Origin of the sequence: Enterococcus sp. SB12 (assembly GCF_030910025.2) — a bacterium.
GTDB classification, from domain to species: domain Bacteria; phylum Bacillota; class Bacilli; order Lactobacillales; family Enterococcaceae; genus Enterococcus_B; species Enterococcus_B faecium.
In genome coordinates this window covers 1,371,688-1,390,685 of the sequence record NZ_CP175675.1, presented here as the reverse complement: position 1 = coordinate 1,390,685, position 18,998 = coordinate 1,371,688, and the positions used below count along the sequence as shown (strand labels likewise).

Sequence of the window (18,998 nt, the reverse complement as noted above, 5' to 3'; positions counted from 1 at the left end):
CACAGTCCTTTTTTCGAATTCAACAAGTAAAACTTTTAAGAAATATTCAGAGAGTAAAATTAAAAATTGCTGATAAATGAAGATGGAAGTTTTATGTATTTTTATTGGTCTATGCAATAAATAAATTAAATATTCAGAATACAATTGATTTTAACGAAAGGGCTTCTATCAATGGTTGTGTTGTATTTATCTGCCCAGGTAGAGTAAAATAGATCATTATCTAAAAGGTAATTGTTCATACTATATAAGTCATTTGAAAGTAAAAAGATATTGTAAATAAAAAATGTGGTTAAATAATTCTCACAATCAGTGGTTCGCTGAAAATCCATCAGCAATTAGAAGAAAAAATCGCAGAATTCAAAGGGACAGAAGCAGCAATCGCCTTTCAATCTGGATTCAACTGCAATATGGGCGCTATCTCTGCAGTAATGACAAAAGAAGATGCTATCTTATCGGATGAATTAAACATCAAGATATGAAAGACCTTGAGAAAAAAGCAAAGGAAGCGATAGAAAGTAAGAAATATAAAAAAATCATGTATATCACAGATGGTGTTTTCTCCATGGATGGAGACATTGCACGATTGCCGGAAATTATTCCGATTGTTGAAAAATATGGACTGATCACCTACGTTGATGATGCGCACGGCTCAGGCGTAACTGGAAAAGGTGCAGGAACCGTCAAGCATTTTGGATTAAGCGACAAAATCGATATGCAAATGGGCACGTTATCGAAAGCTATAGGTGTTGTTGGGGGTTATGTAGCTGGATCGAAAACACTAATCGACTGGTTGAAAGCTAGAAGTCGGCCATTCCTATTTTCTACCTCGCTAACTCCAGGTGCAGCTGCAGCTGCATTGGCTTCGATTACTTTGATGCAAGAACATCCGGAACTTGTCGAAAAAGTTTGGGAAAATGCTAATTATTTTAAAGAAGAATTGAAAAAAGTAGGCTATAACATCGGTATGTCTGAAACACCTATTACTCCAGTCATTTTGGGAGACGAAAAAGTGACTCAGACTTTCTCTAAGAAGCTGATCGAACATGGGATTTATGCTAAACCAATCGTTTATCCAACTGTGCCTCTTGGGACAGGCAGGATCAGAAATATGCCGACTGCGGAACATACGAGGGAAATGCTTGATGAAGCAGTAGCAGTTTATCAAAAAATAGGAAAAGAAATGGAAATTATTTAACTAAATTTAGTTTTTTCGTCTATTTAAAATTAGAGAACATGTTCACGCATATATTGTTAATCATCTGAAGATAGTAGTAAAAAAGATCAGGGAGGATCATCATGAAAAAAGTATTGGTGACAGGATGTTTAGGACAAATTGGTTCAGAGTTGATCACACGGCTACGTCAAGAACTAGGCAGTGAAAATGTCATTGCGACAGATATACGCATGCCTGAAGTCATTGAGAAAAACGATATCTTTGAGATCCTAGATGTAATGGATTACGAAAAAATGCGCAGCATAGCAGAACAATATCAAGTGGACACATTGATTCATTTGGCTGCTCTTTTGTCAGCTGTTGCAGAAGCAAAACCACAATTAGCCTGGGATTTGAACGTGATTGGGCTGGTCAATGCATTGGAAGTCGCTAGAGAATTCCAGCTGAAATTTTTTACGCCAAGTTCAATCGGCGCGTTTGGTCCAAATACTCCAAAAGATCATACCCCACAAGATACTCTTCAGCGTCCTACAACCATGTATGGGGTAACGAAGGTAGCTGGAGAACTACTATGTGATTATTATTATGTGAAATATGGCGTAGATACTCGTGGTGTCCCTTTCCCTGGATTGATTTCTTATGCAACCTTGCCAGGAGGCGGTACGACAGACTACGCAGTCGATATTTATTATTCAGCAATCAAAGAAGGAAAGTACACTAGTTTCATTGATCAAGGTGCATCAATGGATATGATGTATATGCCAGATGCGATCGATGCCATTATAAAACTCATGAATGCAGATCCTGATCGATTGGTTCATCGAAATGCCTTCAATATATCGGCGATGTCTTTTGACCCGGAAGAGATCAAAGCATCTATTCAAAAAATCATACCAGATTTTGAAATGGATTATGATGTGGATCCTGTACGTCAGTCAATAGCAGAATCTTGGCCAAATTCACTAGATGTTTCTTGTGCGCAAGAGGAATGGGGCTTTTCGCCGAAATACGACTTAGATGCGATGACAAAGGATATGTTGGAAAAACTGAAAGAAAAATTGGTAGAGACGGTATAAAACAAGAACCACATCTAAAAAGTTTTTTATACTTTTGGGATTGGCTATGGTATGAAAGGGGACAAGGGATGGAAGAATATCAAGCCACGCCAGTAAAAGAAGTAAAAATAGAAAATGAATTAAAACGTACGATGGGATTTTTTACTGCTTTATCGACTGTTATGGGCACAGTGATCGGTGCAGGGGTATTTTTTAAAGCCGCAAGCGTAGCAGAAGTTACAGGATCCGCCAGTTTGCATATGTTTTCTTGGTTTCTCGGTGGTATGATTTCTGTCTGTGCAGGACTAACAGGAGCTGAACTGGCAGCTGCTATTCCAGAAACAGGAGGGATGATTAAATATATCGAACGGATTTACGGAAATACAGCAGCTTTTTTATTGGGCTGGGCGCAAGTCGTGATTTATTTTCCAGCAAATGTAGCAGCCTTGTCGATCATTTTCGGTACACAGTTCGTCAATCTATTTGGTCTTTCCCAGTCAATGATTGTTCCCGTAGCTGTTACAGCTGCTGTATCGATCCTGCTGATTAATTTTTTAGGTTCTAAAGCTGGAGGGGCTTTTCAGTCGATTACGCTTGTCTGCAAGCTTATCCCTTTGTTTGTGATCGTCATTTTCGGTTTGTTCCGACAAGAAGGAGTAGACTTCCAACTGTTTCCGATCCAAGCAGGAGAAAATCTTTCATTTTTCTCAGCCTTGGGAGCGGGCTTGCTAGCAACGATGTTCGCATACGACGGTTGGATACACGTAGGAAATATTTCGGGAGAATTGAAAAAGCCGGCGAAAGATTTGCCAAAAGCAATTTCTTTAGGAATCATCGGAATCATGATCGTTTATTTATTAGTAAATGCGGTGTTCTTAAGAACCGCATCTATCGACGGAGTCGCAGGAAACAGCAATGCGGCAAGTGACGTTGCAAAAATGATTTTTGGCGGCTTCGGTGGAAGACTGGTCACAGTTGGTATCTTGATTTCTGTTTATGGAACCATCAATGGCTATACCCTTACTGGAATGCGTCTCCCTTATGTTATGGCAAAAGAAAACAACCTGCCTTTTAGCAAGCTCTTTGCTAAACTTCATGATAAAACTAAAGTTCCTGTAGCCGCAGGTATCTTAGAGCTAGTCATCGCTATTGGCATGATGATGATCGGTGGTTTTGATACACTAACGGATATGCTGATCTTTGTCATTTGGATTTTTTATACGATGGTCTTTGTTGGTGTCATTCTTCTTCGTAAAAAAGAACCTGATTTGTTTCGACCATACAAAGTTCCAATGTATCCGTTTATTCCACTAGTAGCAATCATTGGAGGGACTTTTATCGTATCAAGCACGCTTATCACTCAGACCTTTTTAGCTTCGATGGGGATAGTATTGACACTTGCTGGTATCCCGATTTATCTCTATTTAAAACGTAGATAGCTAAAACATTCGAATTTTATTAGAACTGCACTTCTCTGCCAAACAAAATATTTTATTTAAATGAGGAGTACGTGGAAGAAATGTCAAAAGTACTCGTTAATTTTGATCACGTAAATGTCGTTTTGTCTACGATGAAATAGCAAAGTAAAAGACAGAAATCGGGCTCAACCGATTTCTGCCTTTTACTTTGATTTGCGTAACTGAACTATTCGGCGTACGCCGCGATAAATATTTAATAAAACCAAGCAACCAGAAATGAAAATGGGAAGCCAAATCAGATAGACAGGGTAGCCAAGCACTTTAGACAAAGCTTGTGGAGAAATTTTATCCATTTCAAGAAGTGCTTGCTGCCAAGTCTGAAGATTGAAGACTAGCATGAAACCCGAAATAATCAGGAGAATAAATCCTAAATAATGAATTGTAGTTCTTTTTCTTACATAAGCGATCGTAGCATAAAGGAACAGTAAAAAAATAGGTACGCCAAAAACAAAGTACATATTCAGCATCTCGACACCCCCTTTGTGTTTATCTTACTTTACTTTGAAAGAAATGAGAAATAATAGCCTCGTTACTTGCTTGAAACAGCAAAGGACTGCTAAGATAAGAGAGATACAAAGAATCAAGGAGGAGTCATATGGCAAGTTATATCGAACCGATTCGTTTTGCGCTGATTGTTTTTCCATTTTTAGCCTTAGCGATCTCATCTGTTTTTTTTATTTATGAATATCGAAAGTATGGAACATTTCTAGTAACAAGGGCAGTTATTTTGTATTCTTTCGTTTTTTATTTATTGTGTGCGTATTTTTTGGTGATCTTACCACTTCCGGCAAAGGAGACGGTTGCCCAAATGACAGGGCCAAAGATGGAGCTGCATTTATTTGCCTCATGGCAACATTTCAGAGACAACACGGTATTGGTCTTGTCTGAACCTAGTACCTACCTGCCGGCAATGAAGCAGAGTGTATTTTTGGAACCAGCTTTTAATGTTTTATTACTCATACCATTTGGCATTTATTTAAGATATTATTTCCGGCTTTCTTTTATGAAAACGATGATTGCTAGTTTCTGCCTTTCTCTATTTTTTGAATTGACGCAGCTAAGTGGACTTTATTTTATCTACCCAAGACCATACCGCTTATTTGATGTGAATGATTTAGTGACAAATACATTGGGTGGAATCATTGGTTTTGTCGTTACGCCGTTATTTACATTTATGCTTCCTACAAGAAGACGAATGGATGAACTTTCTTATGAAAAAGGAAAGACTGTCTCATTGACTCGACGCTTGGTCGCTTATTTGATCGACTGGACATTTTTATCTCTTATTAATTTGGTAGCGGCGATTTTCTTTAAACTTGCGTTCGATTCAGGGACAGTTACTTCTCATATCTGGTGGCTTTTATTAGAAGTAGGGGTATACTTTATGATTGTACCGTTTATAACCAATGGATGGACACTTGGCAAAAAAATTGTGCGTATCCGTTTGGTGGAAGAAGACCGCGAACGAATTTCTTTAAAAGCATTGATGATCCGCTACGGGTATCTGTACTTTCTTTTTTATGGTTTAAGCTGGTTGGGGCAGTTGCTTCAGCAAATCATGAATTCGACAACGAATACGGTGTTGCAGATGAGTGCAGTATTCATTTCTCTCGGTGTCTTGTTACTGCAAGGTATTTTTATTTTAAATATCTTGCTATCATTTTTGAGAAAAAAACGGATTCTGTTTTATGAAAAAGCTAGTCACACATATACTGTTAGCACGATTGGCCAAACAAAGGATGATGATTCTCGAAATTAGCTGAGCAAAAACGCTTTGTCTGTGTTATAATGCCAAAGTCGTGATAATTTAAAGAGAAGAGGTGCACGAATGAATAATTTTGATATATTCCGCTTCAAACCGTTTATCAATGAAGCGTTAACCGCAAAGGGCTTCAAACAGCCCACAGAGGTCCAGGAACGTTTGATTCCTTTAATTGCAAAAGGAAAAAATATCATTGGGCAATCTCAAACTGGTACAGGAAAAACACATACGTTTTTGTTGCCTTTGTTTGAAAAAATCAATGCAGAAAAAGAGGAAGTACAAGTTGTTATTACAGCTCCAAGTAGGGAACTAGCTGCACAGATCTATGAAGCAGCTACACAAATCGCTAAATTTTCTACACCGGAGATCCGTGTCTCGAATTTTGTCGGCGGTACAGACAAACAGCGTCAATTAAATCGTCTGCATCACCAACAGCCACAGGTTGTAGTAGGCACGCCTGGTAGAATATTAGACATGATGAATGAACAAGCGCTGAAGATTCACACCGCATTTGCATTTGTTGTCGATGAAGCGGATATGACATTGGATATGGGTTTTTTAAATGAAGTAGACCAAATTGCAAGTCGATTACCAGAAAAGCTGCAGTTTTTAGTTTTTTCTGCCACTATTCCAGAAAAACTTCGTCCATTCTTACGAAAATACATGGAAAATCCAATCATTGAAGTAATCAAACCAAAAGCAGTTATTTCTGAAGACATTGAAAATTGGCTGATTTCAACAAAAGGTAAAGATGAGAATCAAATGATTTATCAACTGCTGACAATTGGTCATCCTTATTTAGCAATCGTATTTGCCAATACAAAACAGCATGTGGATGAAATTGCCGATTACTTGAAAAACCAAGGCTTGAAAGTAGCAAAGATTCATGGAGACATCACCCCAAGAGAGAGAAAACGAGTGATGCGACAAGTACAGAATCTGGAGTATCAATATGTTGTAGCGACTGATTTAGCTGCTAGAGGGATCGATATCGAAGGTGTTTCTCATGTTATCAATGCAGAAATTCCAGAAGATCTAGACTTCTTTATCCATCGTGTCGGACGTACTGGACGTAATGGCTTAAAAGGAACGGCCATTACGTTATATTCGCCAAATGATGAGCAAGCCATTGATGCGATAGAAAAATTGGGCGTCTCATTTGAACCAAAAGAAATCAAAAACGGGGAAATCGTCAAAACATACGATCGTAATAGACGTGCCAAACGAGAAAAATCAAAAGATGTATTAGATCCCACGCTGATTGGTCTTGTGAAGAAGAAAAAGAAAAAGATCAAGCCTGGTTATAAGAAAAAAATCGATTGGGCAATTGCAGAAAAAAATAAAAAAGAACGCAAAATCGAACGCAGACAGCAAAGCCGTACTGCTCGTAAAAATAAGAAAAATTCACATAAATAAAAAACAAGAGGTTGTGACAAAAGGCGTGTCACAATCTCTTGTTTTTAAGCTAGACTTTTTTCCATTCCGATACAAAGTACTTCATCTTCAATAAAAGGTTCTGTGCAAGTATGATACCCTTGTTTTTCATAAAAATCTACAGCCGTCATTTCAGCTACTACATAACTAGTCTGACAACCTTCTGAAACCGCCCGTTTTTCAGCAGCTTCAAGCAACTGACCGCCTAACCCTTTTCCTCGGTATTCTTTTGCTACGCAAAATCGTTCCGGCTTGAAGCAAGTAGGTGTTTTCTTTTCATAACGCAAAGTAGCTACTGGTCTTTTTTGATCAAGAAATAGATAATAGGTTTGTTGCGGGATATCTTTTCCGTCGAATTCTAGTTCTGCAGGAATCCCTTGTTCTAATACAAAAACTTGATATCTCAAAAAGCAGCTAGCTGCGCGTATCCATTCATCCGCTCCAACTATTTTTTTCATCATATTCCTCCTTGTCATGAATAGCAGAGATGTATTGATTCCTTTATTCTTATCGTACCAAAAATCGTGGAGTATGACCAAAAGGAAATGAAAATAAAAATTGAGATATTGACAGTGATCAATAGAATGCGTATACTAATTAAGTACGAAAAGGATATGATTTGTTTTTTAAGACTCACAGAAAATTCTTTCTTGGCTGAAAAAAGAATAGTCACTAATCAAATTGCTCCCTTTTTCTATTTTGGTAGAAATACCGACGCAGCTCAGCGTTATCGAGTTTAAGAGGTAATGATTACACATCATTGCAATCAAGGTGGTACCGCGAGTTTTCGTCCTTGGCTGTGATGGTGTTTTTTTGTATTTAATTTATAGAAAGCAGGTAATGACATGAAACAATTAAGTAGTGCACAAGTTCGACAAATGTTTCTTGATTTCTTCCAATCTAAAGGACATACGATTGAACCTAGTGCGTCTTTGATCCCCGTGAACGATCCAACCTTATTGTGGATCAACTCTGGTGTTGCAACATTGAAAAAATATTTTGATGGTTCAGTTGTGCCAGAAAATCCAAGAATCACAAATGCCCAAAAATCTATTCGAACAAATGATATCGAAAATGTCGGTAAAACAGCACGGCACCATACGATGTTTGAGATGCTGGGTAATTTTTCGATTGGTGACTATTTCAAAAATGAAGCCATCCACTGGGCATGGGAATTTTTGACTGATCCAAAATGGATGGCATTCGATCCAGAAAAACTTTATGTAACAGTTTATCCAAAAGATACAGAAGCAAAACGCATCTGGCATGAAGAAGTTGGCCTGCCACTAGATCACATTATTGATGTAGAAGACAACTTCTGGGATATCGGTGCAGGCCCATGTGGTCCGGATACGGAAATTTTCTATGACCGTGGAGAAGCTTATAACGATTTAGCAGAAGACGATCCTGAAAACTATCCAGGAGGAGAAAATGAACGTTATTTAGAAATCTGGAACTTAGTATTTTCAGAATTCAACCATAAGCCTGATAACACATTTGAACCACTTCCTCATAAAAACATTGATACGGGGATGGGATTGGAACGCATGGTCTCAATCGTTCAAGATGCGCCAACGAACTTTGAGACAGACTTGTTTATGCCTATTATCCACGCCGTAGAAAAGCTAAGCAAACAAGTAAAATATGGTGAAAACCCAGTAACAGATATTTCTTACAAAGTAATCGCAGATCATATTCGCGCCCTTTCATTTGCTATTGGCGACGGTGCATTGCCATCGAATGAAGGGAGAGGGTATGTCTTACGCCGTTTGCTTCGTCGTGCTGTCATGCATGGGAAAAAATTAGGTATTGAACAAGCATTCTTATATCGTTTAGTCCCTGTTGTTGGGGAAATCATGGTAAGTTATTATCCTGAAGTACTTCAACAAAAAGAATTTATTGAAAAAGTTATCCGTACAGAAGAAGAACGTTTCAATGAAACAATCAATGAAGGTTTGGAAATCTTAAATCAAGTGATCCAAGAAGTAAAAAACGAAAACGGGACGACTCTAGCAGGAAAAGACATCTTCAAACTATACGACACATATGGCTTCCCAGTAGAATTAACGGAAGAGGTGGCAGAAGATGAAGGACTGAAAGTTGATCATGCTGGTTTTGAAAAAGAAATGGATGCACAACGCGAACGTGCTCGCTCTGCCCGCAGTACTGAAAAATCAATGGGGGTACAATCTGCTTTATTGACAGATATCAAAGTAGAAAGTAAATTCATTGGATACACAGAACAAGAATCAGATAGTCAATTATTGGTCATCGTTAAAGGTGAGTCTCTTTTGAATGAAGTCGCAGAAGGTGAAGCTCAAATGATCTTTGATCAAACACCTTTCTATGCAGAAATGGGTGGGCAAGTAGCGGATCAAGGATGGATCATGAATGAAGTAGGCGAAATCGTAGCAGTTGTTACAGATGTTCAAAAAGCGCCTAATGGTCAATTTATGCACACCGTAGAAGTAAAAGCACCAATGAGTGAAGGACAAACCTATCATCTATTGATTGATCAATCGATGCGCAATCGGATCATCAAAAACCATACAGCAACCCATCTACTGCACAAGGCATTGAAAGAAGTACTTGGCGAGCATGCAAATCAAGCTGGTTCTTTAGTCGCTCCTGGACATTTACGATTCGACTTTACCCACTTTGGTCAAATCACTTCAGATGAATTAGCTGAAATGGAAAGAATCGTCAACGAAAAAATCTGGGAAGCTATCCCAGTTGAAACAATTGAAACAGATATCGATACAGCCAAAAACATGGGTGCAATGGCTTTGTTTGGTGAAAAATACGGACATGACGTTCGAGTAGTAAATATTGGCGGCTGGTCAATCGAACTGTGCGGAGGCACACATGTAGCAAATACAGAAAACATCGGAATCTTCAAAATCGTTTCTGAATCAGGAATTGGTGCGGGCGTGCGACGAATCGAGGCTGTAACAAGTAAAGAAGCGTACGAACTACTTGAAGAAGAAGAAAAACAACTAAAACAAGTAGCAACAATTGTTAAATCACCTCAATTGAAGGAAGTTGTTTCAAAAGCGGAACAATTGCAACAGCAAGTAAGAGAGCTACAAAAGGAAAATGAACAATTAGCTAGCAAGTTAGCGAATCAACAAGCTGGTGATGTATTCAAAGATCCAGAAACGATCAATGGAAAAACAATCATTGCAGCACAAGTAAAAGTGAAAGATATGAATCAGCTGCGTCAATTAGCTGACCAATGGAAACAAAAAAATATTTCAGATATTCTTGTTTTAGCAAACGAACAAGAAGGAAAAGTCAGTCTGCTAGCGGCAATGACGAAAGAATCAAATGAAGCTGGACTAAAAGCTGGCGACTTGATTAAAGCAATCGCACCGAAAGTAGGCGGTGGCGGTGGTGGACGTCCAGACATGGCACAAGCTGGCGGGAAAAATCCTGCTGGTATTCCAGATGCACTTAAAGCTGCGAAAGAATGGGTTGCGCAACAATAGGGCGTTTACGTTTGACAGAAAAACAAAAGTTCAAACATTGAACGAAACATGATTATGGGGGCGAAGACAAACATGTCTTGCCCTCATACTTTTTTCAATTGGCTGGCGCATCTAATCAAATGGTCGGATTCGGATGGTCTTTAGTTGACGAAAGTGACAGAAATTTTTACGATTAGTATAAATAAAAAGGGGTGAAAAAATGAATAGTAGAAATAAGACCTTTCGACTAGTCTTACGTGCGATCTTGTTAGCAATCATCATCGTACAAGCGATGGTTCCTTGGCTGGGGTTTATTCCATTAGGATTCATTAGTTTAACAATTATCCATATCACAGTAATTATTGCTGCAGTAGTATTAGGCCCAAAAGATGGCATGGTGATTGGCTTGTTTTGGGGAATCGCTACAATTGTTCGTGCCTATGCCATGCCAACAACGCCATTTGATACATTAGTGTTCACGAATCCGATTATCTCGGTAGTTCCCAGAGTACTTGTTGGCTTAGTAGCAGGCTTGGTTTTCCACTGGATTTATCAAAAAAATAAATCAATAACGATCAGCTCAGCCTTTGCAGGGGTACTGGGTTCATTGGTCAATACAGTCTTAGTGTTAGGATTCATGGGATTATTTTATACAGGTGCAACGGCAGATGCCTATGGTGTAGATTCTGCTCTTTTATTTAAAACCTTAGCAGGGGTTGCAGCAATCAATGGGATACCAGAAGCAATAGGTGCGGGAATCATAACACCATTACTAGCAAAAGCGTTATTTGCAGCAACACCGTTGAAACCAGAATAATGACCATCTTTTAATAGTAATAGGACGCACGATAGATAGAAAAAGGAAGAGAGGAGAGGAAAACAATCGTCCTCTCCATCTTTTTACCTGAGCAACAAGCAAACTAGAAGGGGTAAAAAACTTGGCTAAGAAACAAGAAGAAAAAAAGAAACAAATACCGCAACAGCGGACAAAAAAAGGAGTACTAGCGGGTATCTTAGGATTGGTTACGAATCTGATCTTGTTTGTCTCTAAGCTAATGATCGGGCTTTTTTCAGGAAGTGTCTCCATTATGGCTGATGCAGTGAACAGTCTATCAGATACTGCTTCATCCATATTGACTTTGATCGGATTTAAAATTGCTGCAAAGCCAGCAGATCAGGAACATCCTTATGGACACGAACGCTTCGAATATATCAGTGGGTTATTTGTTTCGATCATCATTACTTATGTAGGATTTCAATTTTTAGAGTCTTCTGCTGAAAAAATCATCCATCCAGAAAATGTCTCTTTAACACCCATCGTCTTTTTTGTCCTAATCATTTCCATCTTTTTGAAATTTGCACAAGGCAAAATGTATCAGGTTATTGCGCAATCCATTGATTCTGAAACATTGAGAGCTACAGCAACAGATAGTTATAATGATGTCTTTACTACACTGGCTGTATTGCTTTCAGCAGCAATCGAATGGGTAACTGGATGGCGTATCGATGGATATATAGGTTTTGCTTTAGCATTATATATCCTTTATAGTGGATTGACGATGCTTCGAAATTTTGTATACGAACTATTAGGAAGTCGCCCAACGCCAGCAGAGATTGAAGAAATGGAAGAGCATTTAAATGCTTGCGATGATATACTTGGCTATCATGATTTATTGGTGCATAACTATGGACCCAATAAACGCTTTGCATCAGTCCACATCGAAGTAGATGAATCAATGAATTTGAATGTGGCTCATAAGATTATTGATCTGATAGAAAAAGATTTTAAAAAGTCTTTGGATGTGGAACTTGTCTGTCACTTGGATCCAATGCCTGTTGATAACGAAAAATACTATAATATCTTGCGGCAGTTAAAGCAAATTCTTCTTGAAACAGGTACAGGGCTTAACATTCATGATTTTAGAGTAATTCATCAAGGAAAAACGCTGCAATTTGATGTAGTGGTCCCTGAGAAATTCCAGTTTGATGATACAGAACTAGAAAGAATCTTACGTAGTCAAATAGAAGAAAAAATCGGAGATTACCAATTGGAAATTACGTTTGATCACAATTACCTTTTATATTAAATGAGAAACTATAAAAAGACTCCTTAAAGTTTTTAATTTAAAGAGTCTTTTTTTCTTTTAATTGTTTATAGAGAGCCTGACGTGCAAGATTATCTGCTCCTTTATTTTTGTTTTCGGGCAACCATTGCAGGATCAATAAAGAAAATTCGGATAGAAGTTCTTGGATTCTTTGAAGGTAGGGAAGGAAGAGCTCGTTCTTCGTTGCGTTTTTGTCGACCGTAGAAACTAGTGTTTTGCTGTCTGAAAAACAGAAAATCGTTTCATTCTGTAAGTCGTTTTTCTTTAGAAATTCTAAAGTTTTTAAAAAGACTTCGAACTCTGCTTGATGGTTTGTCCCTATAGAAAGCGGGATAGATAGCTGTTCTTGTTTACCTTGATAGACAATCAAGATTCCGCCTCCACTAGGACCAGGGTTGCCTTTTGTAGAGGCATCAATGTATACTTTTAACATAAAAAGAGATTCTCCTTTTTGTTCAAACTAATGTTATGGTAAGATTATATCATTACTGAATCGGTGAGAGGTTAGAGAATGAAAAAAAATATTCGATGGCAGCCTGAACTGGCACATACGATCATCTATTGGTCATTGACCTTGATCATTCTGTTTTTTAGTCTGATTCTTTCTTTAGAAAACACAGGTCCTTATTGGAAAAGCAATTTTGTTCTAGGTATTTTTCTTGTTTTTCTATTTCTAGGTTTGCGACGTTCTTTTATTTTAAAATCAAACTCTGTGATTATACGTTATGCTGCTTTTTGGAAAGACCGAGAAATATCTGTCGGACAGATTCGATCTTTGACGCCAACTAATACTGGGGTGCAAATGATGTTGCAAGATGAGAAAGACCCATCTGTTTTCATGATGCGAAAAAAAGATCAAGTAGTCCTTTTTGATCATTTTGAAAAAAACGGACCCAAATCAGAATCAATTCCTTATCCTTATACGAAAAAAAGAAAAAGCTAATTTTAAAAATCAGAACCTAAAAAAACGAATTTTTACAGGAAAAGAAAAGAGTGAGACGTACGGTTCATCCCGTTTAGCGTCTCACTCTATTTGTTTATCTATTCATGCATACTAGTATCGGTAGTCTGAACGTTGCCTTTCTTGACATGGGCAGCTTGTGTTCCTCGATTCCCTTCGATGATCTCAAATTCGACCACTTGATTTTCTTCCAAAGTTTTGAATCCCTCTTCTTCAATCGCAGTAAAATGTACAAAAATTTCTTCTGTGTCATCATAACTGATAAAGCCGTATCCTTTTTTGTTGTCAAACCATTTTACAATTCCTGTGGTCAAAGCACTCACGACCTTTCTAAAGTCTGATCATAGCCTTCATTATAAAGAGTATTTATAAGTACGTCAAATAAATTAAAAACCTGTAATTTTATGTTTTTTTTCTGAATAAAAAAAGGTATAATTGGCATATCTTAACAAAGAAGATATTTTGTTGAATAAAGTTCGTGAAAAGGGGTAATCAAATGAAGAATGATCTGCGAATTTCACAAGAAACAGAGCTAGAACCGATTGTTGAAGTGGCTAGTAAATTAGATCTTAAGGAAGACGATTTGGAACTGTATGGGAAATATAAGGCGAAAATCAATTTTTCTGGAATCAATCGATCAAAGGATAACGCTGAGGGGCATTTGATCTTAGTTACTTCCATCAATCCAACACCAGCTGGCGAAGGAAAGTCAACGATCACTGTAGGGTTAGGAGACGCGCTCAATAAAATCAATAAAAAATCTGTTATTGCATTGCGAGAACCCTCACTTGGTCCTGTGATGGGAATCAAAGGCGGTGCTGCAGGCGGAGGATATGCACAGGTATTGCCTATGGAAGATATCAACTTGCATTTTACTGGTGACATGCATGCTATCACAACAGCTAATAATGCATTATCTGCTCTTTTAGATAATCATATTCATCAAGGAAATGAATTGAACATCGATGCCCGCCGAGTGATTTGGAAACGGGTAGTCGATCTCAATGATCGTGAACTGCGTAAAGTAATTGTTGGCTTGGGTGGGCCAATCCAAGGTGTCCCAAGAGAAGATGGATTTGATATCACAGTTGCCAGCGAAATCATGGCTATCTTGTGTCTTGCGGCAGACCTTGAAGATTTAAAGGCTCGTCTTGCAAGGCTCGTTGTCGGCTATACATTTGACCGTCAGCCTGTGACTGCTGGAGACTTGAAAGCAGAAGGCGCTCTGGCATTACTGCTGAAAGATGCAATCAAGCCGAATCTTGTACAAACAATTTACGGAACACCAGCTTTTGTCCACGGGGGACCGTTTGCCAATATCGCTCATGGCTGCAATAGTATTTTAGCTACCAAGACAGCATTGAGATTAGCAGATTACGTTGTCACAGAGGCAGGATTTGGTGCAGATCTTGGCGGAGAGAAATTTTTAGATATCAAAGTACCTAACTTGAAAAAAGCGCCAGATGCTGTGGTGATTGTCGCCACTGTCCGTGCATTGAAAATGCATGGCGGAATGAAAAAAGATGAACTTAAAAATGAGAATCTTGATGCTTTGAAAGTAGGTTTTGCAAATTTAAAGCGCCATATACGTAATATGGAACAATATCAGCTACCTGTGATCGTCGCAATCAATGAATTCGTAACAGATACAGACAATGAACTCACACTGTTGGAGCACTTGTGTGAAAATCAGGGGATTATTGCCAAGAGAGCGAGTGTATGGGCAGATGGAGCAGAAGGCGGCGTTGATTTAGCAAAAGCTGTAGTACGATTGATTGATAGAAAAGAAGCTAATTACAAGCCATTATACCGCCTAGAAGAAACGATACAAGAAAAGACAGAAATAATCGTCAAGAAAATTTACGGAGGAAATGGTGTTGTTTTCAGCAAAAAAGCGCAAAAACAAATAGAAGAGTTTACGAAGAATGGATGGGACAAACTGCCGATTTGTATGGCAAAAACACAGTATTCATTTTCTGATGATCCTTCACTGCTAGGTGCACCGGAAGATTTCACCATCACGATCCGCGAAATCATCCCAAAATTAGGGGCAGGATTTTTAGTAGCCTTGACTGGAGATGTTATGACGATGCCTGGTTTGCCTAAAAAACCTGCTGCATTGAATATGGACGTGACAAATGACGGAGAAGTGTTGGGATTGTTTTAAGCTTGATTATAATCTACCGTATACTAAATAACTTTCATTAAACATCGAAGGAGCTGTATTTTGACTACAGCTTCTTTTTTTAGACGATAGGGAATTAATTTTGTTTACACTAGGATCATTCTTTTTCTTTATTGTATTTTGAGCTATACTAAAGCATAATAGGAGGGTATGATGAAAACGACATTTATAAGAAAAACCGGTTTTTACGGTATGGGTAGCTCGATTCAGCTAAGAATCAACAATGAAAAACGCAGTGTTCTCAGTCATGAACAAAAGATAACGCTTGATCTGGAAGTGCCCTTTACGATGCAGGTCACCTTTTATTGGCTAAAAAGCCCCGTTTATACAGTGAAAGAAGCAAAGCCTGCTTATGTGATCACAATGAATTACTTGATTCTTCAAATCTATCCGTTTTTATTTCTAGCAACTGGGTTGGGGGCCGTTTTCCTACAAAATTTATTTTTCAGTTTTTTTGCAGTTATTGTGTTGATTGCGTTCTTTTTCTATATAAAAAACCGGGCATATTTGATCAAGGAGGAAAATTATGGCAAACTCTGATCTTTTTTTAATCAGTTTCAATCGAATCGAAAAATGGATGAGAGACGAGATGGGAAATGCACGAAATATGGGATTTACTGAACTTGTCAGACGCCTAGCTCAAAGAAAACAATTAATGATCAGAAAGTACGAAGATGATCTTTTACAGCTTGCTCAGTTAAGGAATGCGATCGTCCATGATCGGATCGCAGTCGATTTTGTCATTGCAGAGCCAAATGATTGGACAGTCAAGCGAATCCAGCTGATCGAACAAGAACTGATTCAGCCTGAAACCGTGCTGCCTCGATTTGCAAAACGTGTAACAGGTTTTGAACAAGATCTTCCGTTACTTGAACTGTTAAAGATAGTAGCAGAAAAAAGGTATTCACAATTTCCGTTATACAATAAAGGAAAATTTGTAGCATTGATTACTTTACGTAATATAGGGTTTTGGCTAGCAAAAGAAAGCCAAAAAGGTCCGGTTGATTTAACAAATAAACGAGCGTTGGATTTGATTATCCAAAACGGAAAGTACACAAATTATCATTTTGTTCCAGCTAAAACACATATTTACGAGGTTGAAGCGATGTTTCGTGAGCAAGGGACTTTGGAAGCCGTACTTATCACTAAAGATGGGAATCCCGATGGTAATCTGCTCGGGATCGTACGACCTCGTGATATTTATAAACAAATAGAAAAGGATTGATTTTTTGTTAATTATTTATTGGATATTCAGCGCTTTGCTAGTAGGAGTGGATCAGTTGGTCAAATGGTGGATCACTGATAATCTTGCGCTTGGAGAGACGAAAAATCTTATACCAGGTATTTTGTCACTGAATCATATTCGAAACAATGGAGCCGCATGGAGTATGCTAGAAGGGAAGATGTGGTTCTTTACTATAGTGACACTCATTGCAGTCGTTGTGATTCTCACATTGATGATTAAAAATCGTGAAAAAGGTAATCGCTGGTTCATGATTGGATTGAGTTTGATTCTAGCTGGTGCGATTGGCAATTTTATCGACCGTATTCGTCTTGGCTATGTAGTAGATATGTTCCAGACAGATTTTATGAGCTTTCCGATTTTTAACGTAGCAGATGTGACACTTGTATGTGGAGTGATTTGTATATTAATTTATATTATTTTAGATGAAAAGGATCAAAGAAAAAAATGACAGAACTTAAAACGACGATTCACCATGAATCTGGTAGGATCGATAAAGTATTGACTAATTTATTCACCGATTACAGTCGTTCGCAAATTCAGCTGTGGCTGAAAAATGGAGCGGTTTCTGTCAATGGACAGCCAGTCAAAGCAAATTACAAAGTAAAACAAGGAGACGATATTACTGTCTTGATCCCCGAACCAGAAACATTAGATGTGGTCCCAGAAAATATCCCGTTGACGATCGTTTACGAAGATGAAGATGTAGCGGTGATAAACAAACCTCAAGGAATGGTCGTTCATCCTTCAGCAGGTCATACGCATGGCACAATGGTCAATGCGCTGATGTACCATATCAAGGATCTTTCTACGATCAACGGCGTTATTCGTCCAGGTATTGTTCACCGAATCGACAAAGATACTTCCGGACTGCTAATGGTTGCCAAAAATGACCAGGCACACGAATCATTAGCTCAGCAATTAAAAGATAAGACCTCTTTGCGCAAATATGTTGCTTTAGTCCATGGAGAGATTCCTCACGAAAAAGGAACCATCAATGCGCCAATCGGCCGTTCGAAGGAAAACCGGATAATGCAGGCGATAAGAGAAGATGGGAAGCCGGCTGTCACACATTTTACTGTATTGGAACGTTTCGAAGGATTTACTCTGGTTGAATTAAAACTAGAAACCGGAAGAACACACCAGATCCGTGTGCATATGAAGTATATCGGTTATCCGTTAGCTGGAGATCCAGTATACGGACCGAAGAAAACTTTGAAAGGCAATGGTCAGTTTCTCCATGCGCAAATGTTAGGTTTTACGCACCCGACTACAAACGAAAAGATGTTCTTTGAAGCACCTCTTCCAGAAGTTTTTGAAAAAACTTTAGAAAAATTAAGAAAAAACATTGCATTTTAATTTAGATAACGGTATAGTAATTAACAACGAAAGCATAAAACTTAATAGAATTCCTTTAAGTTTAGTCCCGTGAGGCTAAGAAGGGTGGGAGCAAGGATACGTATGGTGCGCCATAAGTAGATTGCTCATTGACATAGTATAGCTATCAGTGTATCAGTATACGCTCAGTCTAAACATTCCTCCTGTCCTCTTAGGGCAGGAGTTTTTTTATGCAAAAAAGTAGGGGGAATGAATATGCAAGCAAAAGAAGTAGTAGATCAGGTAACCATGAAGCGAGCATTGACTCGAATTACTTATGAGATTATCGAGAGAAACCATAGTATCCAAGATATCGTATTGGTAGGTATCAAAACACGAGGAATCTACATTGCATCAAGGATTGCCGAACGCCTGAAGCAGCTAGAAGATATCGATATTCCTGTAGGAGAACTGGATATCACTTTATACCGAGATGACAAAAAAGAAAATCCAGAAGAACCGGAACTTCATTCTTCTGACATCCCAGTTTCCTTAGAAGGAAAAGAAGTTATTTTGATTGATGATGTTTTGTATACAGGACGAACGATTCGAGCAGCAATGGACGCAGTAATGGATTTTGGTAGACCAAGAAAAATTTCATTAGCAGTCCTGGTCGATCGTGGGCATCGAGAATTGCCAATCCGTGCAGATTATGTTGGGAAGAACATTCCAACATCTCGGGCGGAAGAGATTTTAGTAGAGATGCAAGAGCTTGATGGACAAGATCGCATCATGATTTTGAAAGAGGAAGATTAGA

Annotated in this window: 18 protein-coding genes and 1 pseudogene; 15 read left to right on the top strand and 4 right to left on the bottom strand. The window is 38.4% G+C overall.

Features of this window, described 5'->3' with window-relative positions:
• Positions 1-296: 296 nt before the first annotated feature.
• The 3 genes and pseudogenes from RBL01_RS06860 to RBL01_RS06850 all read left to right on the top strand — a co-directional run.
• A pseudogene (locus RBL01_RS06860) lies at positions 297-1,195 on the top strand (aminotransferase class I/II-fold pyridoxal phosphate-dependent enzyme); the annotation flags it as partial.
• A 101-nt stretch (positions 1,196-1,296) separates the two neighbouring features.
• Entirely contained in the window at positions 1,297-2,250 is a 954-nt protein-coding gene (locus tag RBL01_RS06855) for an L-threonine 3-dehydrogenase (protein ID WP_307780886.1), read from the top strand.
• Between the two features lie 68 nt (positions 2,251-2,318).
• Positions 2,319-3,668: an APC family permease gene (locus tag RBL01_RS06850; protein WP_002296108.1), complete on the top strand. Its 1,350-nt coding sequence runs from the start codon at positions 2,319-2,321 to the stop codon at positions 3,666-3,668.
• A 182-nt stretch (positions 3,669-3,850) separates the two neighbouring features.
• Here the strand turns inward: RBL01_RS06850 and RBL01_RS06845 are convergent, their stop codons facing one another.
• On the bottom strand, positions 3,851-4,174 hold the full coding sequence (locus tag RBL01_RS06845) for a hypothetical protein (RefSeq protein ID WP_002318749.1): 324 nt from the start codon (positions 4,172-4,174) through the stop codon (positions 3,851-3,853).
• A 128-nt stretch (positions 4,175-4,302) separates the two neighbouring features.
• Between RBL01_RS06845 and RBL01_RS06840 the strand changes: the two genes are divergently transcribed.
• Together RBL01_RS06840 and RBL01_RS06835 are read left to right on the top strand one after the other, a co-directional pair.
• Complete coding sequence (locus RBL01_RS06840) at positions 4,303-5,466, top strand: VanZ family protein (protein ID WP_002300710.1); 1,164 nt, start codon at positions 4,303-4,305, stop codon at positions 5,464-5,466.
• A gap of 69 nt (positions 5,467-5,535) precedes the next feature.
• On the top strand, positions 5,536-6,885 hold the full coding sequence (locus tag RBL01_RS06835) for a DEAD/DEAH box helicase (RefSeq protein ID WP_307780887.1): 1,350 nt from the start codon (positions 5,536-5,538) through the stop codon (positions 6,883-6,885).
• A 44-nt stretch (positions 6,886-6,929) separates the two neighbouring features.
• Here RBL01_RS06835 and RBL01_RS06830 read toward each other — a convergent pair whose 3' ends face one another.
• Positions 6,930-7,361, bottom strand: coding sequence for a GNAT family N-acetyltransferase (locus RBL01_RS06830; RefSeq protein ID WP_002295842.1), 432 nt, complete (start codon positions 7,359-7,361; stop codon positions 6,930-6,932).
• 387 nt (positions 7,362-7,748) lie between these two features.
• Between RBL01_RS06830 and alaS the strand changes: the two genes are divergently transcribed.
• From alaS to RBL01_RS06815, 3 genes are all read left to right on the top strand, one after another.
• Entirely contained in the window at positions 7,749-10,391 is a 2,643-nt protein-coding gene (gene alaS, locus RBL01_RS06825) for an alanine--tRNA ligase (protein WP_002299704.1), read from the top strand.
• Between the two features lie 199 nt (positions 10,392-10,590).
• Positions 10,591-11,187 (top strand): ECF transporter S component, encoded by a 597-nt coding sequence (locus tag RBL01_RS06820; RefSeq protein ID WP_002295844.1) that lies wholly within the window; start codon positions 10,591-10,593, stop codon positions 11,185-11,187.
• A 121-nt stretch (positions 11,188-11,308) separates the two neighbouring features.
• Positions 11,309-12,457 (top strand): cation diffusion facilitator family transporter, encoded by a 1,149-nt coding sequence (locus RBL01_RS06815; RefSeq protein WP_002299705.1) that lies wholly within the window; start codon positions 11,309-11,311, stop codon positions 12,455-12,457.
• Positions 12,458-12,494: 37 nt separating this feature from the next.
• Here the strand turns inward: RBL01_RS06815 and RBL01_RS06810 are convergent, their stop codons facing one another.
• Positions 12,495-12,908 carry a ribonuclease HI family protein gene (locus RBL01_RS06810; RefSeq protein WP_002306768.1) on the bottom strand — a complete coding sequence of 138 codons (414 nt, stop codon included), beginning with the start codon at positions 12,906-12,908 and terminating at the stop codon, positions 12,495-12,497.
• A 78-nt stretch (positions 12,909-12,986) separates the two neighbouring features.
• Here RBL01_RS06810 and RBL01_RS06805 point away from each other — a divergent pair, with 78 nt between their 5' ends.
• Complete coding sequence (locus RBL01_RS06805; protein WP_002327050.1) at positions 12,987-13,418, top strand: EbsA family protein; 432 nt, start codon at positions 12,987-12,989, stop codon at positions 13,416-13,418.
• Positions 13,419-13,516: 98 nt separating this feature from the next.
• On the opposite strand, the gene RBL01_RS06800 is transcribed toward RBL01_RS06805, so the two are convergent.
• Positions 13,517-13,750: a cold-shock protein gene (locus RBL01_RS06800; RefSeq protein ID WP_002303804.1), complete on the bottom strand. Its 234-nt coding sequence runs from the start codon at positions 13,748-13,750 to the stop codon at positions 13,517-13,519.
• A 182-nt stretch (positions 13,751-13,932) separates the two neighbouring features.
• Between RBL01_RS06800 and RBL01_RS06795 the strand changes: the two genes are divergently transcribed.
• The 6 genes from RBL01_RS06795 to pyrR all read left to right on the top strand — a co-directional run bounded on the left by RBL01_RS06795 (position 13,933) and on the right by pyrR (position 18,997).
• Positions 13,933-15,603 carry a formate--tetrahydrofolate ligase gene (locus RBL01_RS06795; protein ID WP_080489867.1) on the top strand — a complete coding sequence of 557 codons (1,671 nt, stop codon included), beginning with the start codon at positions 13,933-13,935 and terminating at the stop codon, positions 15,601-15,603.
• A gap of 171 nt (positions 15,604-15,774) precedes the next feature.
• Positions 15,775-16,161, top strand: a complete 387-nt coding sequence (locus tag RBL01_RS06790; RefSeq protein ID WP_002295856.1) for a hypothetical protein — start codon at positions 15,775-15,777, stop codon at positions 16,159-16,161.
• Entirely contained in the window at positions 16,148-16,846 is a 699-nt protein-coding gene (locus RBL01_RS06785) for a CBS domain-containing protein (protein WP_002295857.1), read from the top strand. The genes RBL01_RS06790 and RBL01_RS06785 overlap by 14 nt, the downstream gene beginning before the upstream one ends.
• A gap of 4 nt (positions 16,847-16,850) precedes the next feature.
• On the top strand, positions 16,851-17,315 hold the full coding sequence (gene lspA, locus RBL01_RS06780; RefSeq protein ID WP_002327048.1) for a signal peptidase II: 465 nt from the start codon (positions 16,851-16,853) through the stop codon (positions 17,313-17,315).
• Positions 17,312-18,223, top strand: coding sequence for an RluA family pseudouridine synthase (locus RBL01_RS06775; protein WP_072538455.1), 912 nt, complete (start codon positions 17,312-17,314; stop codon positions 18,221-18,223). The genes lspA and RBL01_RS06775 overlap by 4 nt, the downstream gene beginning before the upstream one ends.
• A gap of 234 nt (positions 18,224-18,457) precedes the next feature.
• Positions 18,458-18,997, top strand: a complete 540-nt coding sequence (pyrR, locus tag RBL01_RS06770; RefSeq protein ID WP_002295862.1) for a bifunctional pyr operon transcriptional regulator/uracil phosphoribosyltransferase PyrR — start codon at positions 18,458-18,460, stop codon at positions 18,995-18,997.
• Position 18,998 lies beyond the last annotated feature (1 nt).